Source organism: Cryobacterium adonitolivorans (genome assembly GCF_004402695.1).
GTDB classification, from domain to species: domain Bacteria; phylum Actinomycetota; class Actinomycetes; order Actinomycetales; family Microbacteriaceae; genus Cryobacterium; species Cryobacterium adonitolivorans.
This window is the reverse complement of the sequence record NZ_SOFL01000045.1, coordinates 141,985-167,866: the sequence shown is the minus strand read 5'-3', so window position 1 is coordinate 167,866 and position 25,882 is coordinate 141,985. Positions and strand designations below refer to the sequence as shown.

Below are 25,882 nucleotides of genomic sequence, written 5' to 3'. Positions count from 1 at the left end.
ACCGCCGGCCCCGACCCACCCTCGGACTCGAAACCCCAGCCAACCGGCTGGCCCAGCTGCTCAAAGCAGCACAAACCACCAGCGTTGCCTAGACCGCTTGACTTTGCCGTAAGATTCTGGGGCTTAACTCACAGTTCGCGGAATCACGCTCACGGCTTGCGAGCCAGGGGGAGGGGGCGAGGATGCTAGGGTCTAAGGGTACCTAAGACCTACTTTAAGAGCCGTCCTGTGAGACGGGAAAGGAGGTCGGTTTGACGGAGCGCACCGTGCTCACCCAGGCTGACATCACTCGAGCGTTGACTCGGATCTCGCACGAGATCCTGGAGTCCAATCGAGGAGCGGAGAACCTGGTCATTCTGGGCATCCCCACCAGGGGAGTGGCCCTCGCCAAGCGCATTGCCGAGATCATCCAGCGCATCGAACCGGCGTCCGCCGCCGTGCGCGTCGGGTCCCTCGACGTGACGATGTACCGCGACGACCTCGCGCACACCCGCACCCGCACCCCCGCACCCACCCAGGTACCGGGCAGCATCGACGGCGCGACCGTGGTGCTCGTCGACGACGTGCTCTACTCCGGCCGCACCATCCGCGCCGCCCTCGACGCCCTCGGTGACCACGGACGCCCCAGCGTCGTGCGCCTGGCCGTGCTGGTGGACCGTGGCCACCGCGAGCTGCCGATCCGCGCCGACTTCGTGGGCAAGAACCTGCCAAGCGCCTCCCACGAACGCATCAACGTGCACGTCACCGAGGTCGACGGCGACGAATTCGTCAGCATCGACGGAGGCAGCATCGACGGAGGCAGCACGGACGGAGGCACTGAATCATGAGGCACCTGCTCTCCACCAAGTCGCTCAGCCGCGTCGAGGCCATCACCCTGCTCGACATCGCCGAAGACATGGCGGATGTGGCCAACCGCGAGGTCAAGAAACTCCCGACCCTGCGCGGCAAGACCGTGGTGAACCTCTTCTTCGAGGACTCCACCCGCACCCGCATCTCCTTCGAGGCCGCCGCCAAGCGCCTGAGCGCCGACGTGATCAACTTCAGCGCCAAGGGCTCCAGCGTCTCCAAGGGCGAGAGCCTCAAGGACACCGCGCAGACCCTCGCCGCGATGGGCGCGGACGGCGTCGTCATCCGGCACCCCGCCTCCGGCGCCCCTCAGGTACTGGCCGGCAGCGGCTGGATCGATGCGGGAATCATCAACGCCGGCGACGGCACCCACGAACACCCCACCCAGGCCCTGCTCGACGCCTTCACCATCCGCCGCCGCCTGCACGGCACCGCCTCCCGGGGCCGCGGGCTCGACGGGGTCACCGTCACCATCGTCGGCGACATCCTGCACTCCAGGGTGGCCCGCTCCAACCTGTGGCTGCTGGACACCCTCGGCGCCCACGTCACCTTCATCGCCCCGCCCACCCTTGTGCCCGCCGACACGTCGGCCTGGCCGGCCACCATCGGCTACGACCTCGATGCGGCGATCGACGCCGGACCCGACGTCGTGATGATGCTGCGCATCCAGGCCGAGCGGATGAACGCGGCGTTCTTCCCGAACAGCCGCGAATACTCCCGCCGCTGGGGCCTGGACGACGAGCGTTTCTCCCGGCTGTCGTCGCATAGCATTGTCATGCACCCCGGACCGATGAATCGCGGCCTGGAGATCTCCTCCGCCGCGGCCGACTCCGACCGGTCCACCGTGCGCGAACAGGTTGCAAACGGGGTATCAGTGCGCATGGCTGCCCTGTACCTGCTGTTATCGGGCGACCGAGAGGATTCCTAGATGTCGAGCGAACGCTATCTTGTGCGCGGAGCCCAGCTGAGCGACGGAACCACCACCGACCTGCTGCTGGCCGACGGTGTCATCACCGGCACCGGCACCAAGCTGTCGGATGCCGGCGCCACCGTGATCGACGCCGACGGGCTGATCGCCCTCCCCGGCCTGGTCGACCTGCACACCCACCTGCGCGAGCCCGGCTACGAGCAGAGCGAAACCGTGCTCACCGGCAGCCAGGCCGCAGCCATCGGCGGGTTCACCACGGTTTTCGCCATGGCCAACACCTCGCCGGTGCAGGACACCGCCGGCGTCGTCGAGCAGGTCCTCGCGCTGGGGGAGAGCGCCGGATACGTGACCGTGCAGCCGATCGGCGCTGTCACCGTGGGCTTGGAGGGCGTTCGGCTCGCCGAACTCGGCGCCATGGCCGCCAGCCGCGCCAACGTGCGGGTCTTCTCCGACGACGGCTTCTGCGTCTCGGATCCGCTGCTCATGCGCCGTGCCCTCGAGTACGTCAAGGCCTTCGACGGAGTCGTCGCCCAACATTCCCAGGAACCGCGCCTCACCGTGGGCGCGCAAATGAACGAGGGCGCCCTGTCCAGCGAGCTCGGTCTGACCGGCTGGCCGGCCGTCGCCGAGGAATCGATCATCGCCCGCGACGTGCTGCTGGCCGAACACGTGGGCTCCCGCCTGCACGTCTGCCACCTGTCCACTGCCGGCGCCGTTGACGTGGTGCGCTGGGCCAAGGCCCGAGGCATCAACGTCACCGCTGAGGTCACCCCGCACCACCTGCTGCTCACCGAGGAACTCGTGGCCGGCTACGACGCCCGCTACAAGGTGAACCCGCCGCTCCGCCGCCGGGAAGACGTCGAGGCCCTGCGCCAGGGCCTGGCCGACGGCACCATCGACATCATCGCCACCGACCACGCACCGCACCCTGTGGAGTCCAAGGATTGTGAATGGGACGCCGCCGCCAACGGCATGGTCGGCCTCGAATCCGCCCTGTCGGTGGCCCACGCCGCCGTCGTGGAGACCGGGTTCCTCAACTGGAAAGACCTTGTCCGGGTGATGTCGACGACCCCGGCCCGCATCGGCCGCATCCAGGGCCAGGGCCAGCAGCTCGCTGTCGGCGCCCCCGCCGAACTCACCCTGTACGATCCGAGCGCCCGCCGGGTGTTCGGCCGCGCGAACCTGATGGGCAAGGGCGTCAACTCTCCCTACCTGGAGATGACGCTGCCCGGCCAGGTGCTGGCCACCTTCCACCGCGGCTACGCCACCGTGCTCGACGGTGTGCTGCGCAGCACGGCGCAGATCGACGCCGCTCGCGCGGACCTCGTAGGGGGCAGCAATGAGTAGCCGCACCGTCGCGACGATCATCACGGCGCTGGTCCTGCTCGCCGTGCTGGGCCTGATGCTGCGTTCCTGGCGCCGGCGCACCAAGCGGGATGCCGCCCTGCCCGCCGGCTACCCGCAGCCCGCCGATCATGGTCGTGAGCTGGCCTCCGCCGCAGCCCTGTACGTGGCCACCACCCCGCGCAACGCACCGCTGGAGCGCCTGAACATCCCCGGACTCGGCTTCCGCGCCCGCGGCGGCGTGACCGTTACCGAGCAGGGCGTCTTGCTCGAACTCGCCGGCTCGCCAGCCCTATTCATCCCGGCGGATGCCGTGCAGCTCGTCGCAGACGCCACCGTGGCCATCGACAGGGCCGTCGAACCCGGCGGCCTGCTGCTGCTCGGCTGGCGGCTGAACACACCCGGTCCCGACACAGGCAGCGACACGACTGGCGCCGAGGCGCCGGCCGGCGTCGACAGCTACTTCCGCTTCAGCGACCCCGTCGATCGCCGGGCGATCAACGAGGCGATCAGATCCCTCGCCACAGAACCTCGCAGAGCAGAACCTCGCAATACAGAACCTGGCAATACAGAACTCGGCACTACAGAACTCGGCACCGAAGAAAGTGAGGTGTAGCCCGTGAGCTACCCAACAACCACACCGGCTCCGGCCGTGCTCGTCCTCGAAGACGGAAGCCGATACGTGGGACGTGCCTACGGCAGCCTCGGCCAGACCCTTGGCGAGATCGTCTTCGCCACCGGCATGACCGGCTACCAGGAGACGCTCACCGACCCGTCCTACGCCGGCCAGATCGTGTTGATGACCGCGCCGCACATCGGCAACACCGGCGCCAACGACGAAGACATGGAATCCTCCCGGATTTGGGTCTCCGGTTTCGTGGTGCGCGAGCCCGCCCGCGTACCGTCGAACTTCCGCTCCCAGCGCACCCTCGATGCCGACCTCGAGTCGAACGCCGTCGTGGGTATCAGCGGCGTCGACACCCGCGCCATCACCCGGCACATCCGCTCGCTCGGGTCAATGCGCAGCGGCATCTTCTCCGGCGAAAGATACGACAGCTCCGAGGGCGAACAGCTCGAACTCGTGCGCGGCGGGGCCAGCATGCGCGGCCGCAACCTCTCCGACGACGTCTCCACCGTCGAGCCGTATTCCGTGCCCGCGCAGGGTGAGCGGATCGGCTCCGTCGCGGTACTCGACCTCGGTGTGAAGACCTCCACCGTCAATTACCTTGCCGAGCGTGGCTTCGAGGTCTTCGTGCTTCCGCAGTCGGTCACCGCCGAGCACGTGCTGTCGCTGAATCCGTCCGCGCTGTTCTTCTCTAACGGACCAGGCGACCCCGCCGCCAGCGACGCCCACGTCACCCTGCTGCAGGAGGTACTGCGCGCTGGCGTGCCGTATTTCGGCATCTGCTTCGGCAACCAACTGCTGGGCCGCGCACTCGGCTTCGGCACCTACAAGCTGCCGTTCGGCCACCGCGGCATCAACCAGCCCGTGCTCGACAAGGCCACCGGCCGGGTCGAGATCACCTCGCAGAACCACGGCTTCGCCGTGGACATGCCCATCGAGGGCATCAGCGAATCCACGACCGGATTCGGCCGCGTGGAGGTCAGCCACTACAGCCTCAACGACCAGGTCGTCGAGGGCATCAGGTGCCTGGACATCCCGGCGTTCTCGGTGCAGTACCACCCGGAGTCCGCGGCCGGCCCGCACGACGCCAACTACCTTTTCGACAGGTTCAGGGATGTGGTGGTCGCGCACGCGGCCGCCGGAGCAGGAGACGCCAAGTAATGCCCAAGCGCGACGATATCAACAGCGTCCTCGTCATCGGAAGCGGCCCGATCGTGATCGGCCAGGCCTGCGAATTCGACTACTCGGGTACCCAGGCCTGCCGGGTCCTCCGCGAGGAGGGCGTCCGGGTCATCCTGGTCAACTCCAACCCGGCCACCATCATGACCGACCCCGACTTCGCCGACGCGACCTACATCGAGCCGATTACCCCGGAGATCCTCGAAACCATCATCGCCAAGGAGCGCCCGGATGCGATCCTGCCGACCCTGGGCGGCCAGACGGCCCTCAACGCCGCCATCGCCCTGCACGAGCGCGGCATCCTCGAGAAGTACGACGTGGAGCTGATCGGGGCCAGCTTCGAAGCCATCAACAAGGGTGAAGACCGCCAGATCTTCAAGCAGCTGGTGCTCGACGCCGGTGCCGACGTGGCCAAGTCCTACATCGCCCATACCGTGGAGGAGGCCGTCGGCTTCGCCGAAGACCTTGGTTACCCGCTCGTCGTGCGCCCGTCCTTCACCATGGGCGGCCTCGGCTCCGGCTTCGCGTACACCGAAGCCGATCTCCACCGTATCGTCGGCGACGGCCTGCACCAGAGCCCGACCACCGAGGTGCTCCTCGAGGAGTCCATCCTCGGCTGGAAGGAATACGAGCTCGAGATGATGCGCGACACCGCCGACAACACGGTGGTCGTCTGCTCGATCGAGAACGTCGACCCGGTCGGCGTGCACACCGGCGACTCGATCACCGTCGCCCCCGCGCTCACCCTCACCGACCGTGAGTACCAGAAGCTGCGCGACATCGGCATCGACATCATCCGCGCCGTCGGCGTCGACACCGGTGGCTGCAACATCCAGTTCGCCATCGACCCGGCCAACGGCCGCATCATCGTCATCGAGATGAACCCGCGGGTGTCGCGTTCCTCCGCGCTGGCCAGCAAGGCGACGGGCTTCCCGATCGCCAAGATCGCAGCGAAGCTGGCCCTCGGGTACCGACTCGACGAGATCCCCAATGACATCACCAAGGTCACCCCGGCCAGCTTCGAGCCCACCCTGGACTACGTCGTTGTCAAGGTGCCCAGGTTCGCGTTCGAGAAGTTCCCCAAGGCCGATGCGCGCCTGACCACCACCATGAAATCAGTCGGCGAGGCCATGGCTATCGGCCGCAACTACGCCTCCGCCCTGCAGAAGGCGCTCCGCTCGCTCGAAAAACGCGGCTCCTCCTTTCACTGGGGCACGGAGACCCGCACCGTCGAGGAACTCCTCGAAATCGCCGAGGTCCCCACCGATGGCCGCATCGTCACGGTGCAGCAGGCGCTTCGCAAGGGCGCCACCATCGAGCAGCTCTTCGAAGCCACCAAGATCGACCCGTGGTTCCTCGACCAGATCGTGCTCATCAACGAGATCGCCGATGCCGTCGCCGCCTCGGCCACCCTCGACACCGAGATCCTGCGCACCGCCAAGGACCACGGCTTCTCCGACGCCCAGATCGGCGAACTCCGCGGCTTCGGCGAAGCGGATGTGCGCAAGGTCCGGCACATCCTCGGCGTACGCCCGGTGTTCAAGACCGTCGACACCTGCGCCGGCGAGTTCCCCGCCCTCACCCCATACCACTATTCGAGCTACGACCAGGAGACCGAGGTCGTCCCCTCTGACCGCAAGAAGGTCGTCATCCTCGGTTCCGGTCCGAACCGGATCGGCCAGGGCGTCGAGTTCGACTACTCCTGCGTGCACGCCTCATTCGCCCTCTCCGAGGCCGGCTACGAGACCATCATGATCAACTGCAACCCCGAGACGGTCTCCACCGACTACGACACCAGCGACAGACTCTACTTCGAGCCGCTCACCCTGGAAGACGTGCTGGAGATCATCCACGCCGAGAGCCAGAGCGGCGAGCTCGTCGGCGTGGTCGTGCAGCTCGGCGGCCAGACGGCGCTGGGCCTGGCCAAGGGCCTGGAGGCTGCGGGCATCCCGATCCTGGGCACCTCGCCGGCCGCGATCGACCTGGCCGAGGAACGCGGACTGTTCAGCGGCATCCTCGCCGACGCCGGCCTGCTCGCGCCGCGCAACGGCGTGGCGATCGACTATAGCGGCGCCGTCGTCGTCGCCGAGGAGATCGGCTACCCGGTGCTCGTGCGCCCCAGCTACGTACTCGGCGGCCGCGGCATGGAGATCATCTACGACAGCGCCTCTCTTGCCGACTACTTCACCCGCATGCAGGGCCAGGGCATCATCGGCCCGTCGCACCCGTTGCTGGTCGACCGCTTCCTCGACGACGCCATCGAGATCGACGTCGACGCCATCTACGACGGCCACGAGCTCTACATCGGCGGCGTCATGGAGCACATCGAAGAGGCCGGCGTGCACTCCGGCGACTCGAGCTGCACCCTGCCGCCGGTCACCCTGGGCCGCGCCGAGATCGACCGGGTGCGCGACGCCACCCTCGCCATCGCCCAGGGCATCGGCGTGCGCGGCCTGTTGAACGTGCAGTTCGCCATCGGCGCGGGTGTGCTCTACGTTCTCGAGGCCAACCCGCGCGCATCCCGCACGGTGCCGTTCGTCGCCAAGGCGCTCGGCATCACGCTGGCCAAGGCCGCCTCGCTGATCATGGTGGGCACCACCATCGCCGAGCTCAAGGCCGACGGCAAACTGCCGCTGATCGACGGCTCCAGGGTGCCGATGGACTCGCCGGTCGCCGTGAAAGAAGCCGTGCTGCCGTTCAACAGGTTCCGCACCAAGGAAGGCCTCATCGTCGACTCGGTGCTCGGCCCGGAAATGCGCTCCACGGGCGAGGTCATGGGCATCGACCGCGACTTCCCGCGGGCGTTCGCCAAGAGCCAGCTGGCTGCCTACGGCGGTATCCCGCTCACCGGTACGGTCTTCGTGTCGGTCTCCGACCGGGACAAGCGCGCCGTGATCCTGCCGATGCTGCGCCTCTCGCAGCTGGGCTACACGATCATGGCCACCGAGGGAACCGCCGAAGTTTTGCAGCGGAACGGAATCGGGGCCACAGTGGTGGCAAAGTTCAGTGAAAAGGCCGATGAGTCCGTGGACACCGTCGTTGACCTGATCCGGCGCGAGGAGGTGCAGATCGTGATCAACACACCGAACGGTCGCACCGCACGCGCCGACGGCTACGAAATCCGCGCCGCAGCCGTCGCCGGCGACCTGCCCCTGTTCACCACCATCGCCGAGCTGAGCGCCGCCGTCGCGTCGATCGACTCGATCCGCACCGGCTTCGAGGTCACCAGCCTGCAGGAGTACGCGACGAAACGGACGGCGGCACTGTGACTCCAGCCGACGCCGAGACTCCAGCCGAACCGGTCGAAATCGCCGACACCTTCGGCGCACGCCTGCACGGCGCCTTCGCCCGGTTCGGCCGGCTCTGCGTCGGCATCGACCCGCACTCCTGGTTGCTGAGCGACTGGGGCCTGCCCGACACCGCCGATGGGGCCGAGAGCTTCGGCCGGGCGGTCGTGGCCGCCGTCGCGGGACGCGCGGGCATCGTCAAGCCCCAGGTGGCGTTCTACGAGCGGTTCGGCTCTGCCGGATACCTGGCACTGGAACGGGTCCTCGCCGACGCGCGGGCGGCGGGCCTCCTGGTCATCGCCGACGTCAAGCGCGGCGACCTGGGTACCAGCGTCGAAGCCTATGGCCAGGCCTGGCTGAGCCAGGGCTCGCCGCTCGAGGTCGACGCCATCACGGTGAACCCGTACATGGGGGTCGGCTCGCTCGCCAGCACCATGACCGCCGCCGCGGAGAACCGCAAGGGACTGTTCCTGCTCGCCGCCACCTCCAACCCGGAGGCCGCCCACCTGCAGCAGGCCGTCCTCGCGCAGGGCGCGCAGGCGGGCAGTTCTGTCGCCGCGTCGGTGCTCGACCAGGTCGCCGCCATCAATGCCGGCCAGGCGCCCAGCGGCGCGTTCGGTTCGATTGGAGTTGTCCTCGGGGCCACGGTTTCCCTCGCCGACTTCGGCATCGACATCCACGCCCCGGCCGCCGCGGTCGTCACTCCGGTGCTCGCCCCGGGCTTCGGCCACCAGGGTGCGAATCCCACCGATCTGGCCGGTTTGTTTGGCGGATACGCTCAAGGCGTTATCGTGAGTGAATCGCGCAGCGTTTTATCCGCCGGTCCCGCCCAGGTGGCCGATGAGATAACCCGCCGAGTAACCGAAGCTGGAGCGACCCGTGGCTGATAATCGCCCTACCCCACCCGACGTCGACCGCGTCGCGGCCTCCCGCGCCGCCGTAGCGGCTCGACGAGCCCGCGCCGCCGTGAAAGCACAGGTCGCGGCCGGTGAACGCACCTCGCTCGACGTGCTCGCCGCCGCCGTCAAGGAACCGAATGGCGTCGAAGGCCGGTTGCGCGTGACCGAGCTTCTCGTGAGTATCCCCGCCATCGGGGTGACCAAGATGCAGCGCATCATGACCCGGTTGGAGATCTCGCCGTCCAAACGCCTGGGTGGCCTCGGCAAGCACCAGCGCGACCGGCTGCGCGACTTCCTCGCCGCCCGGCCCACCGCTCGCAGGGGCTCGGCCGACTCCCGGCTCGTCGTCCTCGCCGGACCGACAGCGGTCGGCAAGGGCACCGTCGCCGCATACATCCGCGAGCACCACCCCGAGGTGCACCTGTCGGTGTCCGCGACCACCAGGGCGCCCCGCGCCGGCGAGGTTGAGGGCGTCAGCTACTTCTTCGTCGACGACGCCGAGTTCGACCGGATGATCGAGGCCGGCGAACTCCTGGAGTACGCCACGGTGCACAACGCCTACCGCTATGGCACCCCTCGCGGCCCCGTCGAGGCGGCCATCGCAGACGGCAACAGCGTTCTGCTCGAGATCGACATCCAGGGTGCCCGCTCGGTGCGCCGGGCAATGCCGGAGGCCCGCCTGGTGTTTCTGCTGCCGCCCACCTGGGACGAATTGGTGCGCCGACTGATCGGCCGCGGTACCGAGGATTCGGCCGAACAGAGCCGCCGTTTGGAGACCGCCAAGCTTGAATTGGCTGCCCAGGGCGAGTTCGATTATCGCGTTGTGAACAGCGACGTGGCCGAAGCGGCCGAAGAAGTCGTAGACTTGATGCAGATTCGCAAGGCATCGGCGCAGTCGTAGCGCCCGCTGCACTTGAATTCCTCGCGTCGAATAGACGCATCATCGTGGTTAATGTTCGGTTTCCGGCCACGGAAACCTATGGAGTGACACCGCGCAGCCCGTACATTTTGCTTGAACAGCATGAAGGAGTGTGACAGCGTGCCCAACAAGCCCACTGGCATCATTGACCCGCCCATCGACGACCTGCTCACCAAGGTCGATTCCAAGTACGCCCTGGTGATCTTCGCGTCCAAGCGCGCCCGCCAGATCAACGACTACTACGCAGACCTTCACGAAGGCAGCCTGTTCGACAACGTCGGACCGCTCGTCGACTCCACCGTCGACGACAAGCCGCTCTCCGTCGCGCTGCGCGAAATCAACGAGGACAAGCTCACCTCGAAGCCCATCGTCGAGTAACTCGGCTCAGCACTCACGTAAGCGCGCAGGATGTCGACTGGTCGCACGATCGTCGTCGGGATAACCGGCGGCATCGCTGCCTATAAGGCCGTCAACGTCGTGCGCGCTTTTGTGTTGCTCGGGAACGACGTCCACGTGGTCGCCACGGAGGCCGCACTGCGATTCGTCGGCAGGCCGACGCTCGAGGCGATCTCCCGCAACCCCGTGCACACCGACCTGTACGAGGGTGTCGCCGAGGTGCGACACGTGGCAATCGGCCAGTCCGCCGACCTCATCGTGATCGCCCCAGCCACCGCCAACAGCATCGCGAAGATCGCCCTCGGCCTGGCCGACGACCTTCTGGGCAACACCATCCTCGCCAGCACCGCCCCGCTCGTGATCGCGCCGGCCATGCACACGGAGATGTGGAACAACCCCGCCACGGTGGCCAACATCGCCACGCTGCGCCAGCGCGGCGTCACCATCGTCGGGCCAGGAATCGGCCGGTTGACCGGCTCCGATTCCGGCCCGGGCCGGATGGAAGAGCCCGAGACCATCGTCGACGCTGCCCTGGCCGCCCTCGCCGCCCACCGTGCGGACACCCCCGCCAGCGTTCCGGCTCCGGACCTGTCCGGCCGGCACGTGCTGATCAGCGCCGGCGGCACCCGGGAACCTCTGGACCCCGTGCGCTTCCTCGGCAACCGGTCCAGCGGACGCCAGGGCGTCGCCCTCGCCGAAGCCGCCCTCGCCAGGGGAGCTGTCGTCACCCTGGTCGCAGCGCACCTGGAGGTGGCCACCCCGCCCGGCATCTCTGTGCACAGCGTCAGCACCACCGTGCAGCTGCAGCAGGCGATGCGGGACGCCGCCGCATCCGCCGATATCGTCATCATGGCCGCCGCCGTCGCGGACTACCGGCCGACGGCGGTACAGTCCGGCAAGATCAAGAAGGATGTGGCGGGGGACCGGGTCACCCTGGACCTGGTGCGGAACCCCGACGTGCTCGCCGGACTGGTGCAGGACCGGCGCCCTGGCCAGGTGATCGTGGGCTTCGCTGCCGAAACCGAACCAGACGACACGGCGCGCCGCGAACTCGGCCGCACCAAGATCCTCCGCAAGGGCTGCGACCTCCTGGTGCTCAACCGGGTCGGCTGGACCCAGGGGTTCGCCACCGAACGTAACGAAATCGAGGTGCTGGACGGCGCCGGAGATATAGTGTTGGAGGCCGCCGGGACGAAATTGTCGGTGGCCCACCGTATTCTCGACAGCATCCTGGGCACCACCATCGACGCCGCCCGAGTGGACGCACCCGTCTCCTGAGCCGGCGTCGCCGGGGCCCTGTTCGATCAGGCGTGCTCAATCAGGCCTGCTCGATCAGACCTGTTCGCACCCGCACACCAGTCAACCGAAGCACATTTACCCCAAGAATTGAGACGAACCCCGATGAGCGATCTTCGCCTCTTCACCTCGGAGTCGGTCACCGAAGGCCACCCGGACAAGATCTGCGATCAGATCTCTGACACAATCCTCGACGCCCTCCTGGCCGAAGACCCGCACAGCCGGGTCGCGGTGGAGACGCTCGTCACCACGGGCCTCGTGCACGTGGCCGGTGAGGTCACCACGGCAGGGTACGTCGAAATCCCCTCGATCGTGCGCAAGTGCATCACCGACATCGGTTATGACTCCTCGGACGTCTGGTTCGACGGCCGCTCCTGCGGCGTCGAGATCTCCATCGGCGGGCAGTCTCCCGACATCGCCCAGGGCGTCGACGACGCCTACGAGAGCCGGGAGCAGGACAGCGTCGACGACTACGACCGCCAGGGCGCCGGCGACCAGGGCATCATGTTCGGCTACGCCACCCGCGAGACCCCCGAGCTGATGCCGATCCCGATCTGGATCGCACACCGCATGGCCGAACGCCTGGCCGAGGTTCGTAAGTCCGGGGAACTGAGCTACCTCAGGCCCGACGGCAAGACCCAGGTCACCATCGGCTACGACGGCATCATTCCCCGCACCGTCGAAACCGTCGTGCTCTCCACCCAGCACTCCCCGTCGGTGCGCACCGAGCAGCTCCGCGCCGAAATCGCCGAACTCGTCATCAAGCCCGTGCTGGAGCGTGTCGACCTCGACGCGAGCAACCTGCGCACCCTGGTGAACCCCACCGGCCGGTTCGAGATCGGCGGCCCGCAGGGCGACGCTGGCCTCACCGGACGCAAGATCATCATCGACACCTACGGCGGATCCAGCCGGCACGGTGGCGGCGCGTTCAGTGGCAAGGATCCGTCCAAGGTCGACCGCTCCGGCGCCTACGCCATGCGCTGGGTCGCCAAGAACGCCGTTGCGGCCGGACTGGCCGAACGCCTCGAGATCCAGGTGGCCTACGCCATCGGCACCGCCTCACCGGTGGGCCTGTACGTGGAAACCTTCGGCACCGGCGCCCTGCCGGAGAAGGACATCACCGCCGCCATCCGCGAGGTCTTCGACCTGCGCCCCGCCGCGATCATCCACGACCTCGACCTGCTGCGGCCGATCTACGCCCAGACGGCGGCCTACGGCCACTTCGGTCGGGAACTGCCCGAATTCACCTGGGAGCGACTCGACAGGGTCGACGACCTGAGAAGCGCAGCAGGACTCTGAACCGTTGAGACGCGCGACCCCTCGAGCCGCATAAACCCCGAGACTAGTAAACGAGAGAGGCCGCAGATGACTCGCACCGGCCTCATCGCAAGGGTGCTGATCGACTCGCCCCTGCCGCAGCTCGACCATCTCTTCGATTACGCCATTCCCGACGAGCTGGCCCACCTCGCCCAGCCGGGAGTGCGGGTGCGGGTTCCGTTGCGCTCGGCCAACCGGGTGGCTGACGGCTACCTGATCGAGCTGATCGACCCGCAGCAGGCAGCCGCGGAGACGGCCGAGGCGGCGACCCTTGACGGCATCGGCTCGAGTGGTGCCGACACCGGGTACAGCGGCAAGCTCAGCCCGGTCGACTCGATAGTGTCTGCCGTGCCCGTGCTCACCGAACCCATCTGGCAGCTCGCCCGACGCCTGGCCGACCGGGCCGCCGGCAACGCAAGCGACATCGTTCGTCTGGCCGTGCCGCCCCGTGCGGTGCGCGTGGAGAAGGCCTGGCTGGCCGCGCGGGCCGTCTCACCCGAGGCTCCGGCCGCGGAAGCGGCCACCACGCTGGCCGAACCCGGTTTCGCCGAGTACCCGCCCGAAACCCTCGGCACCATCGTGGCCGATCGGCTGCGCGTCTGTATCGCCGCGGTGCCGAGCCTGATCCGCCTGGCCGGACCGGATGATGGCGGCAGCACCGTCGGCACCTGGGCGATCACCATGGCCGAACTCGCCGTGTCGGCGCTCCGGCAGGGCAAGAGCAGCATCCTCGTGGTACCGGACTTCCGCGACCAGGACCAGCTGCAGGCCGCCCTCGCCACGCTGGCGCCCGCGGACGACGTCGTCCGCGTCGACGCCAGGCAGAGCAATCCCGACCGCTACCGCGGCTTCCTCACCCTGCTCGAGGGCCGACCGCGGATCATCCTCGGCAACCGCTCCGCCGTGTACGCCCCCGCCCACGACCTCGGCCTGATCGTGCTGTGGGACGACGGCGACCCGCTCTACGGCGAACAGCTCAGCCCCTACGTGCACGCCCGCGACGCCGCCCTGATCCGCCGGGAAGCCGCCGACTGCGCGCTCGTCCTCATCGGCCACTCGCGGAGCGTCGAGACCGAACGACTGGTCGGGATCGGCTGGCTGCGTGCCGTGCGCCCGACCCGCGACAGCCACCCCAGGGTCATCCCCACCACCTTCCAGTCCGAGCCCGATGCGCAGGCCAGGGCCGCCCGCATCCCGTCAGCGGCCTGGCTCGCCGCGAAGGAAGCCGTGAAGAGCGGCCCCGTGCTGGTGCAGGTCGCCAGCCCCGGCTACGCACCGATGCTGGCCTGCCGCTCCTGCGGCCAATCCGCCCGCTGCACTCAGTGCCAGGGACCGCTGGCCCTCGCCAACGCCAACGCCACCCCCGCCTGCCGCTGGTGCGGCCACCTCGCCGCCGGCTGGCACTGCTCGCACTGCGAGGCCACAAACCTGCGCGTGGTCACCGTCGGCACCGGGCGCACTGCCGAGGAGCTCGGCCGGGCCTTTCCCGGCTCCCGGGTGATCGTCGCCGACGGCGAGCACACCGTGCAGACCATCGGGCCGGAGCCTGCCCTGGTGATCGCCACCCGCGGCGCCGAACCGATACCCCGCAACGGCTACAGCGCGATCCTGCTGCTCGACGGCGAACGGATGCTCGCCCGCGAGTCCCTGCGGGTGGGGGAGGACTGCCTGCGCTGGTGGGCCAACGCCGCCGCCCTGGCCGCTCCCGGCGCCTCCGTCATGCTCGCCGGAGTGGGCGGGGCCCTCGCCCACGCCCTCAACACCTGGCAACCGGGGCCGTACGCCGCCGCCGAACTCGCCGACCGCCGCCAGCTGCGCTTCCCGCCGGCGGTGCGGGTGGCCTCCGTCACCGGAACCAGCGCCGAGGTGGAGACCGCCATCGAGTCGCTGGCCGAGCTGCCCGGTCTCGACGTTCTCGGGCCGGTCAGCCACGACCCCGAGGGCCCCGGCCAGAAACCCGGCGGGCCCGCGCTGGTGCGCGCCATCGTGCGTTTCGGCTATCCGCTGGGCGACGAGGTTGCGCGCACCCTCAAGGCCGCGATCGTGCGCAACGCGGCCAGCCGACGCAAGCCCAAGGGCGCCGCGTTCCGCCCTGCGCCTACACTCAGAGTACGATTCGACGACCCGGAGCTGCTGTAAATGAAACTCGTCTTCGCCGGGACCCCGCAGGTTGCCGTGCCCAGCCTGACCCTCCTGGCCTCCTCAGACCATGAGATCGCCGCTGTGGTCACCCGCACGGATGCCGCACTCGGCCGCAAGCGCGTGCTCACGCCGTCACCGGTGGCCGCTGCCGCCGAGAACCTCGGCCTGCCCGTGATCAAGGCCAACCGGCTCGACGCCGACGCGACCGCGGCCATCACGGCCCTGGACGCCGACCTCGGCGTGATCGTGGCCTACGGCGGCCTGGTGCGAGAGCCCCTGCTCTCAGCGCCCCGCCTGGGCTGGATCAACCTCCACTTCTCCCTGCTGCCCCGCTGGCGCGGAGCGGCGCCCGTGCAGCGCGCGATCATGGCCGGGGACGCCGAGACCGGCGCCGCCGTCTTCCAGCTCGTCGCCGAACTCGACGCCGGCGCCGTCTTCGCCGAGCTCGCGGTGCCCATCGGTCGGCACGCCACGGCGGGCATCCTGCTGGAGAGCCTCAGTCAGAGCGGCGCCGACCTGCTTCGGAACGTCGTCGACGACATCGCCGCCGGCAGCATCCGGGCCACCGACCAGAGCGGCGAGGTCACCCTCGCCCCCAAGCTCAGCCTCGACGACGCACGCGTGGACTGGACGCTGCCCGGCGAGAGGATCCACGCCATCATCCGCGGCGTCACCCCCGAACCCGGCGCCTTCACCGAGATCGACGGCGCCAGGCTCAAACTCCACGACGTGGCCCCCGCACACGGGCAACCCGGCCTCACCGCCGGTCACATCACCGAAATCGACAAACGCATTCTGATCGGCACCGGCACGGAGCCGCTCGAACTCATCACCGTTCAACCGTCAGGAAAAACCCCAATGAAAGCAATCGACTGGTGGCGCGGAGTGGCAGCAACCGAGGTGATCGCGTCATGAGCGAACGCCGGGGCGACACCCGCCCGAACGCTGCACGTCCGAACGCTGCACGGCAGAACGCTGCACGGCCGAACGTCGTGCAGCCCGCCCGCCGGGTCGCCTACGAGGTGATCGCGGCCGTCCGCGAATCGGACGCGTACGCGAACCTGCTGCTGCCCACCCGCATCCAGCGGGCGGCACTCAACACGGCGGATGCCGCGCTGGCCACCGAGCTCACCTACGGCACCCTGCGCATGCAGGGTTTCTACGACAGGGTCATCGCCGAGGCCGCCGGCCGGCCCGTCACGGCCATCGACCCTGCCATCCTCGACGTGCTCAGGCTGGGCGCGCACCAGCTGCTGGCCACCCGCGTCGCCACCCACGCCGCCGTCAACGAATCCGTCGAGCTCGCCCGCCAGGTGGGCTCCCGCTCCGCGACGGGCTTCACCAACGGTGTGCTGCGCGCGATCGCCCGGGTCAGCGCCGACGAGTGGCGGGAACGCATCCTCGCCGACACCACGTCGCCGGACGACGCCATCGCCGCCCTGTATTCCCACCCGGTCTGGGTGGTGCGCGCGTTCCGGCAATCCCTGCGCCAGGAGGGTCGTGAGGGCGAACTCGAGGAGCTCCTCGCCGCCGACAACGCCGCGCCGCGGGTCAACATGGTGGCGCTGCCCGGGCTCGCCGAGGCCACAGCAGAGCTGGGCGATGCCAACGCCTTCTCGCCAACGGGCTTCGTCCTCGCCGGGGGAGACCCGCACCACCTGATGAAGGACAGCCAGGGACGCCTGCGGGTGCAGGACGAGGGCTCCCAGCTCGCCGCCCTCGCCCTGAGCCGCGCCCGCCCGATCGTGGAGGGTGAACGCTGGCTCGACCTGTGCGCCGGACCCGGCGGCAAGGCCGCCCTGCTCGCCGCCGAGGCCCTGAACGGCGGCGCCACCCTCGTCGCCAACGAGGTCGTCCCGGCCAGGGCGCAGCTGGTGCGGGCAGCGCTGGCCGCCGTGCCCGCCGACGTGCCCGTCTGGGAGATGGACGGCACCTGGGTCGGCGAGGACCAGCCAGAGGTCTTCGACCGGATCCTTCTCGACGCCCCGTGCACCGGGCTCGGCGCCCTGCGCCGCCGCCCTGAGGCGCGTTGGCGAAAGCAGCCCAAGGACGTCGCGGAGCTCTCCGACCTGCAGTCCGCCCTGATCCACGCGGCGCTCGGCGCGCTCAAGCCCGGCGGCATCCTGGCCTACGTCACCTGCTCGCCGCACATCGCCGAGACCCGGGGGATCGTGGCGACGGCCCGTAAGGCTTGGGGTGACAAGATCGCGCCAATGGACACCGCCGCGGTGTTGCAGGGCCTGGCCGTGCAGCCGCTGGACCTGGCCGGCGATCCCGGCAGCGTGCAGCTCTGGCCGCACCGGCACGGCACCGACGCCATGTTCATCACCCTGTTGGAGCGGCAGCCGGACTGAACGGCCGGCGCGGCCGTGGTTCGGTAGGGTGAAACCATGGTTACCCGGATCAACCCGAGCATTCTGGCCGCAGACTTCGCCAACCTGGAGAGGGAATTCGGCCGCATCAGCACCGCCGACCTCGCCCATGTCGACGTCATGGACAACCACTTCGTGCCGAACCTCACCCTCGGCCTTCCGATCGTGGAACGTCTGCTGCAGGTGTCCCCGATCCCGTTGGACATCCACCTGATGATCGAGGACCCCGACCGGTGGGCGCCCGCGTACGCCGAGGCCGGCGCCTACTCGGTGACTTTCCACGCCGAGGCGGCCACGGATGCCGTCGCCCTGGCACGGCGCCTGCGCGCCATCGGCTCCAGGGCCGGCATCGCCCTCAAACCCGGCACCCCGGTAGAGCCCTACCTCGACCTGCTCGACGAATTCGACCAGGTGCTGGTGATGACCGTCGAACCGGGCTTCGGCGGACAGAGTTTCCTGGCCTCGACCATGCCCAAGCTCAGCCTCCTGGCCGATGCTGTGCGCGAGAAGGGCCTCGACGTCTGGCTGCAGGTCGACGGCGGCATCACCGAGGACACCATCGCGCAGGCCGCCGCTGCCGGCGCCAACACCTTCGTCGCCGGATCCAGCGTCTTCAACGGCGACCCGGCCGGGCAGATCGAGCGGCTGCGCTCGGCCGCCGAGCTGCACTCGCACGCCCACTAGGCCGGTCCGCGCCCGGGGAGCCTGTCGGACCGGTAACCTGTACAGGTGAAAACATTCGACGACCTGTTCGCTGAGCTGAGCCAGAAGGCCATTGACCGCCCGGTTGGGTCCGGAACCGTCCGGGAACTCGATGCCGGCGTGCACGCCATCGGCAAGAAAATCGTCGAAGAGGCCGCAGAGGTCTGGATGGCCGCCGAGTACCAGAGTGACACCGAAACCGCCGAAGAGATCTCGCAGCTCATCTACCACCTGCAGGTCCTGATGGTGGCGAAGGGGCTTTCCCCCGAGGACGTCTACCGACATCTGTGATGTCGTCACCTCGCGAAACCCACCCGCCCTTTGGCACGTCCCACCCTTTGGAAAGATTGACATGTTGAGAATCGCTGTGCCCAACAAGGGCTCCCTCGCCGAGACCGCCGCCCAGATGCTGTCGGAAGCCGGCTACAACGGCCGCAGGGACCCCCGCGACCTGGTCGTGTCCGACCCGCACAACGACGTGGAGTTCTTCTACCTGCGTCCCCGCGACATCGCCACCTACGTCGGCAGCGGCGCGTTGGACGTCGGCATCACCGGCCGTGACCTGCTGCTGGACTCCCGCTCGACCGCCGGCGAGATAGCCAGCCTCGACTTCGGCGACTCCACCTTCCGCTTCGCCGGGCCCGCCGGCCGCTTCAGCGAACTCGCCGACCTCGAGGGCCTGCGCGTCGCCACGAGCTACCCAGGCCTGGTCGGCACCTTCCTGACCGGCCACGGCGTCACCGTCGACCTGGTCACCCTCGACGGCGCCGTCGAGTCCGCCGTGCAGCTGGGCGTGGCGGATGCCGTCGCCGACGTCGTCTCCACCGGCTCCACCCTGCGTAAGGCCGGCCTGCAGATCTTCGGACCGGTCATCCTCGAGTCGACCGCGGTGCTCATCACCTCCGAGAACGAGAACCCGGGAATCAACACCCTCCTGCGCAGACTCCAGGGCGTGCTCGTGGCCCGCCAGTACGTGCTGGTCGACTACGACGTGCACGTGGACAACCTCGACGCCGCCTGCCAGGCCGCGTCCGGTATCGAGTCCCCGACGATCTCGTCGCTGCGGGACCCGAGCTGGGTAGCCGTACGCGTCATGATCCCGCGCCTGGACACCAACAGCGTGATGGACCGGCTCTACGAACTCGGCGCCCGCGCCATCCTCGTCACCTCGATCCACAACGCCCGGTTGTAACCATGGGCCTCGCCGTTCGCGTGATCCCGTGCCTCGACGTGGCCAACGGCCGCGTCGTCAAGGGCGTCAACTTCCAGAACCTGCGCGACGCCGGCGACCCCGTCGAACTCGCCAAGCGCTATTACGAGCAGGGCGCGGACGAACTCACCTTCCTCGACGTGACCGCGACGGTGGACGACCGCTCGACCACCTACGACGTGGTGCGCGCCACCGCCGAGCAGGTCTTCATCCCGCTCACCGTCGGCGGCGGCATCCGCAGCGTCGACGACGTGGCCAGGCTGCAGGCCAGCGGCGCCGACAAGGTCGGCGTGAACAGCGCCGCCATCGCCAGGCCCGCCCTGATCTCCGAGATCGCCGACCGGTACGGCGCGCAGGTGCTGGTGCTCTCGCTCGACGTCAAGCGCAGCGAGCGCATGCCGTCCGGTTTTGTGGTCACCACGCACGGCGGCCGCACCGAAACCGACCTGGACGCCCTCGCCTGGGCCCGACAGGCGATCGAGCTGGGAGCCGGCGAACTGCTGGTGAACAGCATCGACGCCGACGGCACCAAGGCCGGCTTCGACCTCGAATTGATCACGATCATGCGCGAGCTCAGCTCCGTCCCGGTGATCGCGTCCGGGGGAGCTGGCCGGGTCGAACACTTCCCACCGGCGATCACCGCGGGAGCCGACGCCGTACTGGCCGCCTCCGTGTTCCACAGCGGAGACCTGACGATTGGCGACGTCAAGCGCGAGCTTGCCGACGCCGGAATGGTGGTGCGCCGATGAACGTCGACGCCGCTCTGGACTCTGCCCGCTTCGACGCCAACGGACTGCTGCCCGCCGTGATCCAGCAGTGGGACACCTCCGAGGTGCTGATGCTGGGCTGGATGGACCGCGAAGCCCTCCGCCGCACCCTCACCGAGGGACGCGTCACCTTCTGGTCGCGCAGCCGACAGGAATACTGGCGCAAGGGCGACACCTCCGGCCACGCCCAGTACGTGCGCTCTGCGGCCCTGGACTGCGACGCCGACACCCTCGTCGTGCAGGTCGAGCAGATCGGCGCGGCCTGCCACACCGGCACACACACCTGCTTCGACGGTCGCGGCATCGACGTGACCGGCCTGACCGGGGCCGATATGACCAGCCCGGCCGAGCAATGAGCGCCGGCTCGACGACCCTGGAGACCTTCATCGGCCTCCTCGGCGAGCACCGAGTGATCCCGGTCATCCGGGAGCTGTTCGCCGACGGCGAGACGCCGGTGGGGATCTACCGCAAGCTGGCCAGCGGCACCGCCGGCAGCTTCCTGCTCGAATCCGCCGAGCAGGGCGGCATCTGGTCGCGGTTCTCGTTCGTCGGGGTGTCCTCGTTTGGCGTGCTCACCCAGTCCGGCGACGACACCGCCTGGCTCGACTACGGTGTCTCCGCCGAACGCGCCTTCGGCGGCGCCAACGACCGTGCACCGCTGAACGCGCTGGCCTACCTCTACGAGCGCTGGCAGACGCCGCGGCTGCCCGAGCACCCGCCGCTGACCGGCGGCCTGGTCGGCTTCATCGGCTGGGAGGCCATCCGCCAAATCGAGCGGCTGCCCAACCGCCCGCCCGCCGACTACGACGTGCCGGGCCAGGCGTTCAGCTTCGTGGCCGACCTCGTCGTCATCGACCATAAGTTCGGCACCGTGCAGCTCATCGCCAACGTGCTCAACGACGGCACCGACCCCACGGATGCCCTGTGGCCGGCCGCCCAGGCGCGCCTCGACGCCCTGCAGACCCGGCTCACCCAGCCGGCGGAGGCGTTCGTCTCCGAGGTCGACCTGTCCACCCCGGCCGCCCCGCGACACCGCACCGAGCGGGCGGACTTCCTCGCCGCGGTGGGCACGTCCAAACAGCACATCGTCGACGGCGACGTCTTCCAGGTCGTCATCTCCCAGCGTTTCGACCAGGAGTGCACCGCGGACCCGATCGACGTCTACAGGGTGCTGCGCAGCCTCAACCCGAGCCCGTACATGTACCTGCTCAGCCTCGAATCCACCACGGGAGAGCCGTATTCGATCGTCGGGTCCTCACCCGAGGCCTTGGTGAAGGTGGCGAACACCCGGGTCTTCACCCACCCCATCGCCGGGTCGAAGCCCCGCGGGGCGACGCCTGACGCCGACGCCGACTTCGAAACCGAACTCGCCGGCGACCCCAAGGAGCGCGCCGAGCACCTGATGCTGGTCGACCTGGCCCGCAACGACCTGCTCAAGGTCTGCCGCGCCGGGTCGGTGGAGGTGACGGAGTTCATGCGCATCGAACGGTTCAGCCACATCATGCACCTGGTCTCTTCTGTCGAGGGCGACCTGCTGCCGGAGATGACCGCGATCGACGTCTTCCGGGCCACCTTCCCGGCCGGCACTCTCTCCGGCGCGCCGAAACCACGGGCGCTGGAGATCATCGACTCCCTCGAACCGGCCCAGCGCGGCGTGTACGGCGGCGTGGTGGGCTACTTCGGCTTCGCCGGCGACGCCGACCTCGCCATCGCTATCCGCACCGCGACGATCATGAACGGGGTCGCCTACGTGCAGGCCGGCGGCGGTCTTGTCGCCGACTCCGATCCCGCATCGGAATTCCAGGAGTCCCAGAACAAGGCCGCCGCCCCGCTGCGCGCCGTCGCCGTGGCCAACGCGATGACCCGGGTGTACTGAATGGCCGCACCGCGCCGCATCAAGCCGACCCTGATCCTGGCCGTGATCGCCGCCAGCGGCCTCGCACTGCTGGCCTGGACCCAGGTCTGGGCGACCGTGCGCCTCGCCGCGGACGGCACCACCCAGCAGGTCCTCGACGTAACCGGCAGCATCGCCGCGCCGGGCCTGACCGCCCTGGCGCTGGCCGGCCTGGCCCTGGCCGGAGCGCTCACCATCGCCGGTGTGGTCATCCGCATTATCCTCGGCCTGCTCGAAATGCTCCTCGGAGTCAGCGTCATCCTCTCGGCAGCCCTGGCCCTTGCCGACCCGGTCGGCGCGAGTGCCGCGGCGGTCACGGCCGCCACCGGCATCGCCGGGGTCGACTCCACCCGCGCGGCGGTGAGCAGCGCCGCGCTGACCTTCTGGCCGTTCCTGGCCCTCGCCGCCGGTATCCTGATGCTCCTCGTCGGCCTCGCCGTGTGCCTGACGGCCCGGGGCTGGCCCGGACCGACCAAACGCTACGAAAGCACCCGTCTGGAGCCGGTGACGGATGCCACGACGGGCCAGGACCGCCCCCGAGACGCCGTCGACGACTGGGACGGCCTCACCAGGGGCGACGACCCGACCGTCTGACCTGGCTTACCCGGCAAGCTAGAATTGTCCCGCACGCCCATTGACCTTAGGAGAACCATGAGCTTCGAGTCGGCAGACCCCGGCCACGGCCATTCGACGGCGGCCTGGACCGCAGTCACCATCATGCTGATCGCATTCGGCATCGGCACCGTCGCGTTCTTCTTCGAGCTCGTCTGGCTCGTCTGGGCTGCCGCCGTCCTGCTCCTGGTCGGCCTTGTCGCCGGCTGGATCATGGCGAAGGCGGGCTACGGCGCGGCCTCGGTCGACGGAAGCCACTGATTCAGTGCCCTCCGACCTACTAGCAGAACTTCTCGGCGGTTCGCTCGCCGACGCCGAAACCCGCAGGAAGGACCGCCCGCTGGCGGCTCTCGAGGCCGATGCGCTCGCCCAGGCTCCGGCCCTGGACGCATTGCACGCCCTTGCTCCCTCCGACCGGGTGAAGATCATCGCCGAGGTGAAGCGCGCCAGCCCGTCCCGTGGTCCCCTCGCCGAGATCACCGACCCGGCCGCGCTGGCCGTGTCCTATGAATTCGGCGGCGCCAGCGCGATCAGCGTCCTCACGGAGGGCCGCCGGTTCCTCGGCTCGCTCGCCGACCTCGAACAGGTCAAGGCGTCGGTCTCGATCCCCGTGCTGCGCAAAGACTTCATCGGCACCCCCTACCAGGTACTCGAAGCGCGTGCCGCGGGAGCGGACCTGGTGCTGCTCATCGTCGCCGCCCTCGACCAGGTCACCCTGAGCACCCTGCACAGCCTGGTGCTCGAGCTGGGCATGACCCCGCTGGTGGAGACGCACACCGCGGATGAGGTCGAGCGGGCGCTGGACGTCGGCGCCAATCTCGTCGGCGTGAACGCCAGAAACCTCAGCACCTTCGAACTCGACCAGAATCTCTTCGCGAGCCTGGCCGACCGCATCCCCGCCGGCGTCGTGCGTGTGGCGGAGTCCGCGGTCAAGAACGCCGCCGACGTTGCCCACTACCGTGCTGCAGGCGCCGATGTCGTCCTGGTCGGTGAAGCCCTCGTCACCAGCGACCCCATTCTCACCCTCAACGAATTCCTGGCGGTATAGATGTCCAGCGCAAAACCTTCCCTTCGCGCCCAGTCCGGGCCCTACTTCGGCGACTTCGGTGGCCGGTTCGTTCCGGAGTCCCTGGTCGCCGCGCTCGACGAGCTGTCGGCCGAGTACGCCCTCGCCAAGGCCGACCCGGCGTTCGCCGCCGAGCTGTCCGAGCTGCACCGCAGCTACACCGGCCGGCCGTCACTCATCACCGAGGTGCCCCGCTTCGCCGCACACGGCGGCGGTGCCCGCATCATCCTCAAGCGCGAGGACCTCAACCACACCGGCTCGCACAAGATCAACAATGTGCTCGGTCAGGTGCTGCTGACCAAACGCATCGGCAAGAAGCGCGTGATCGCCGAAACAGGCGCCGGGCAGCACGGTGTCGCCACGGCGACCGCCGCAGCCCTCTTCGGGCTGGACTGCGTGGTCTACATGGGCGAGGTCGACACGGAGCGCCAGGCGCTCAACGTCGCCCGCATGCGGCTGCTCGGCGCCGAGGTCGTCTCGGTGAAGACCGGCTCACGCACCCTCAAGGACGCCATCAACGACGCGATGCGCGACTGGGTCACCAACGTGGAGACCACCAACTACGTCTTCGGCACCGTTGCCGGCCCGCACCCGTTCCCCGCCATGGTGAGGGACTTCCAGAAGATCATCGGCGAAGAAGCCAGGCAGCAGGTGCTCGACCTCACCGGTCGGCTGCCCGACGCCGTCACGGCGTGCGTCGGCGGCGGCTCGAACGCCATGGGCATCTTCCACGCCTTCCTCGACGACCCCGAGGTTGCCCTGTACGGCTACGAGGCCGGCGGCGAAGGCATCGAGGGCCTGCGGCACGCCGCGACTCTCACCAAGGGACGCCCCGGCGTGCTGCACGGCGCACGCAGCATGATGCTGCAGGACGAAGACGGACAGACCGTCGAGTCGCACTCGATCTCGGCGGGGCTGGACTACCCGGGCGTGGGTCCGGAGCACGCCTGGCTGGCCGCCATCGGCCGGGCCACCTACCTGCCCGTCACCGACGCCGAGGCCATGGACTCGCTGCGGCTGCTCAGCCGCACCGAGGGCATCATCCCCGCGATCGAATCGGCGCACGCCCTGGCCGGGACCCTGGAGCTGGGCAAGAAGCTCGGCCCGGACTCGATCATCCTTGTCAACCTCTCCGGCCGCGGCGACAAGGACATGGAAACCGCCGGCCGCTACTTCGACCTTCTCGACGCTGGAGCGCAGCAACTGTGACGAACACCAGCACCCCCGGCACCGGTTACACAAGTACCGTCGAGGCGACGATCGCTGCCCGCCGTGCCGCCGGTGGCGGCGCCCTGATCGGCTACTTGCCGGTCGGGTTCCCCACCCTGTCCGAGAGCATCGACGCCGCAGTATCGATAGCGCAGAGCGGGGTCGACATCATCGAACTCGGCCTGCCGTACTCCGACCCCGTCATGGACGGCCCGGTCATCCAGGCGGCCACCCAGCAGGCCCTGGCCAACGGCTTCCGCCTGCGGCACGGCTTCGAGGCCGTTGCCGCGATCACCGCCCAGGTCGACACCCCCGTGCTGATGATGACCTACTGGAACCCCGTGCTGCAGTACGGGATCGACAGATTCGCCGACGACCTGGCCGCCGCCGGGGGAGCCGGGCTGATCACGCCCGACCTGATCCCCGACGATGCGCAAAGCTGGCTGGACGCCAGCGAGCGCGCCGGCCTCGACAGGGTCTTCCTGGCCGCTCCGTCATCCTCGGATGAACGCCTGGTCCAGGCGGTCACCCGCAGCCGTGGCTTCGTCTATGCCGTCTCCACAATGGGCATCACCGGAGCCAGGTCCGATGTGGACTCGGCCGCCAGGGTGCTCGTCACCCGCCTGCGAGAGGCCGGATCCACCAGCGCCTGCGTCGGCCTGGGAATCTCCACCCCCGCCCAGGTGCGCGAGGTGCTGGAGTACGCCGACGGTGCCATCGTCGGGTCCGCGCTGGTGAAGGCACTCGCCGACGGGGGAGTCGCAGCCGTCTCGACCCTCGCGGCCGAACTGGCCGCCGGCGCCCGCGACATCCGCGCTGCCGTCTAACCCTCGCCGCCTAACCCGCGCCGTTTAACCCAGACCCAATAGGGT

General features: G+C 69.0%; 25 protein-coding genes. All 25 read left to right on the top strand.

Features of this window, described 5'->3' with window-relative positions; genetic code table 11:
* Window positions 1-251: 251 nt before the first annotated feature.
* Window positions 252-827, top strand: a complete 576-nt coding sequence (pyrR, locus tag E3O42_RS14495; RefSeq protein WP_134454601.1) for a bifunctional pyr operon transcriptional regulator/uracil phosphoribosyltransferase PyrR — start codon at window positions 252-254, stop codon at window positions 825-827.
* On the top strand, window positions 824-1,774 hold the full coding sequence (locus tag E3O42_RS14490) for an aspartate carbamoyltransferase catalytic subunit (RefSeq protein WP_134454600.1): 951 nt from the start codon (window positions 824-826) through the stop codon (window positions 1,772-1,774). The genes pyrR and E3O42_RS14490 overlap by 4 nt, the downstream gene beginning before the upstream one ends.
* Entirely contained in the window at window positions 1,775-3,121 is a 1,347-nt protein-coding gene (locus tag E3O42_RS14485; RefSeq protein ID WP_134454599.1) for a dihydroorotase, read from the top strand. It abuts the gene before it with no gap.
* A complete protein-coding gene (locus E3O42_RS14480; RefSeq protein ID WP_134454598.1) occupies window positions 3,114-3,734 on the top strand; it encodes a PH-like domain-containing protein in 621 nt (206 codons plus the stop codon). The genes E3O42_RS14485 and E3O42_RS14480 overlap by 8 nt, the downstream gene beginning before the upstream one ends.
* Before the next feature lie 3 nt (window positions 3,735-3,737).
* Window positions 3,738-4,904, top strand: coding sequence for a glutamine-hydrolyzing carbamoyl-phosphate synthase small subunit (gene carA / locus E3O42_RS14475; protein WP_241984847.1), 1,167 nt, complete (start codon window positions 3,738-3,740; stop codon window positions 4,902-4,904).
* A complete protein-coding gene (gene carB / locus E3O42_RS14470) occupies window positions 4,904-8,191 on the top strand; it encodes a carbamoyl-phosphate synthase large subunit (RefSeq protein ID WP_134454597.1) in 3,288 nt (1,095 codons plus the stop codon). Before carA ends, carB begins: the two co-directional genes overlap by 1 nt.
* On the top strand, window positions 8,188-9,096 hold the full coding sequence (gene pyrF / locus E3O42_RS14465; RefSeq protein WP_420897884.1) for an orotidine-5'-phosphate decarboxylase: 909 nt from the start codon (window positions 8,188-8,190) through the stop codon (window positions 9,094-9,096). The genes carB and pyrF overlap by 4 nt, the downstream gene beginning before the upstream one ends.
* Entirely contained in the window at window positions 9,089-10,009 is a 921-nt protein-coding gene (gmk, locus tag E3O42_RS14460; RefSeq protein ID WP_134454596.1) for a guanylate kinase, read from the top strand. Before pyrF ends, gmk begins: the two co-directional genes overlap by 8 nt.
* Window positions 10,010-10,147: 138 nt before the next feature.
* The gene (rpoZ, locus tag E3O42_RS14455) at window positions 10,148-10,405 is read left to right on the top strand and encodes a DNA-directed RNA polymerase subunit omega (RefSeq protein ID WP_066595628.1); all 258 of its coding nucleotides are present in this window, start codon (window positions 10,148-10,150) and stop codon (window positions 10,403-10,405) included.
* 30 nt (window positions 10,406-10,435) lie between these two features.
* Entirely contained in the window at window positions 10,436-11,701 is a 1,266-nt protein-coding gene (gene coaBC / locus E3O42_RS14450) for a bifunctional phosphopantothenoylcysteine decarboxylase/phosphopantothenate--cysteine ligase CoaBC (protein ID WP_134454595.1), read from the top strand.
* Between the two features lie 123 nt (window positions 11,702-11,824).
* Window positions 11,825-13,018, top strand: a complete 1,194-nt coding sequence (gene metK, locus E3O42_RS14445; RefSeq protein WP_134454594.1) for a methionine adenosyltransferase — start codon at window positions 11,825-11,827, stop codon at window positions 13,016-13,018.
* 66 nt (window positions 13,019-13,084) lie between these two features.
* A complete protein-coding gene (locus E3O42_RS14440) occupies window positions 13,085-15,175 on the top strand; it encodes a primosomal protein N' family DNA-binding protein (RefSeq protein ID WP_134454593.1) in 2,091 nt (696 codons plus the stop codon).
* Complete coding sequence (fmt, locus tag E3O42_RS14435; protein ID WP_134454592.1) at window positions 15,176-16,093, top strand: methionyl-tRNA formyltransferase; 918 nt, start codon at window positions 15,176-15,178, stop codon at window positions 16,091-16,093.
* Window positions 16,090-17,532 carry an RsmB/NOP family class I SAM-dependent RNA methyltransferase gene (locus tag E3O42_RS14430; RefSeq protein ID WP_134454591.1) on the top strand — a complete coding sequence of 481 codons (1,443 nt, stop codon included), beginning with the start codon at window positions 16,090-16,092 and terminating at the stop codon, window positions 17,530-17,532. The genes fmt and E3O42_RS14430 overlap by 4 nt, the downstream gene beginning before the upstream one ends.
* Before the next feature lie 36 nt (window positions 17,533-17,568).
* Entirely contained in the window at window positions 17,569-18,234 is a 666-nt protein-coding gene (gene rpe, locus E3O42_RS14425) for a ribulose-phosphate 3-epimerase (protein WP_134454590.1), read from the top strand.
* A 45-nt stretch (window positions 18,235-18,279) separates the two neighbouring features.
* A complete protein-coding gene (locus E3O42_RS14420; protein WP_134454589.1) occupies window positions 18,280-18,543 on the top strand; it encodes a phosphoribosyl-ATP diphosphatase in 264 nt (87 codons plus the stop codon).
* A gap of 61 nt (window positions 18,544-18,604) precedes the next feature.
* Window positions 18,605-19,444 carry an ATP phosphoribosyltransferase gene (gene hisG, locus E3O42_RS14415; RefSeq protein WP_134454588.1) on the top strand — a complete coding sequence of 280 codons (840 nt, stop codon included), beginning with the start codon at window positions 18,605-18,607 and terminating at the stop codon, window positions 19,442-19,444.
* A gap of 2 nt (window positions 19,445-19,446) precedes the next feature.
* Entirely contained in the window at window positions 19,447-20,211 is a 765-nt protein-coding gene (gene hisF, locus E3O42_RS14410; RefSeq protein ID WP_134454587.1) for an imidazole glycerol phosphate synthase subunit HisF, read from the top strand.
* Window positions 20,208-20,585, top strand: a complete 378-nt coding sequence (gene hisI / locus E3O42_RS14405) for a phosphoribosyl-AMP cyclohydrolase (RefSeq protein ID WP_134454586.1) — start codon at window positions 20,208-20,210, stop codon at window positions 20,583-20,585. The genes hisF and hisI overlap by 4 nt, the downstream gene beginning before the upstream one ends.
* Window positions 20,582-22,105: an anthranilate synthase component I gene (locus E3O42_RS14400; RefSeq protein WP_134454585.1), complete on the top strand. Its 1,524-nt coding sequence runs from the start codon at window positions 20,582-20,584 to the stop codon at window positions 22,103-22,105. Before hisI ends, E3O42_RS14400 begins: the two co-directional genes overlap by 4 nt.
* A complete protein-coding gene (locus E3O42_RS14395) occupies window positions 22,106-22,717 on the top strand; it encodes a Trp biosynthesis-associated membrane protein (RefSeq protein WP_134454584.1) in 612 nt (203 codons plus the stop codon). It abuts the gene before it with no gap.
* A gap of 57 nt (window positions 22,718-22,774) precedes the next feature.
* Window positions 22,775-22,996 (top strand): DUF6704 family protein, encoded by a 222-nt coding sequence (locus E3O42_RS14390; RefSeq protein WP_134454583.1) that lies wholly within the window; start codon window positions 22,775-22,777, stop codon window positions 22,994-22,996.
* Between the two features lie 4 nt (window positions 22,997-23,000).
* Complete coding sequence (trpC, locus tag E3O42_RS14385; protein ID WP_134454582.1) at window positions 23,001-23,783, top strand: indole-3-glycerol phosphate synthase TrpC; 783 nt, start codon at window positions 23,001-23,003, stop codon at window positions 23,781-23,783.
* Window positions 23,784-25,010 (top strand): tryptophan synthase subunit beta, encoded by a 1,227-nt coding sequence (gene trpB, locus E3O42_RS14380; protein ID WP_134454581.1) that lies wholly within the window; start codon window positions 23,784-23,786, stop codon window positions 25,008-25,010.
* A complete protein-coding gene (gene trpA, locus E3O42_RS14375; protein WP_134454580.1) occupies window positions 25,007-25,837 on the top strand; it encodes a tryptophan synthase subunit alpha in 831 nt (276 codons plus the stop codon). Before trpB ends, trpA begins: the two co-directional genes overlap by 4 nt.
* Window positions 25,838-25,882 lie beyond the last annotated feature (45 nt).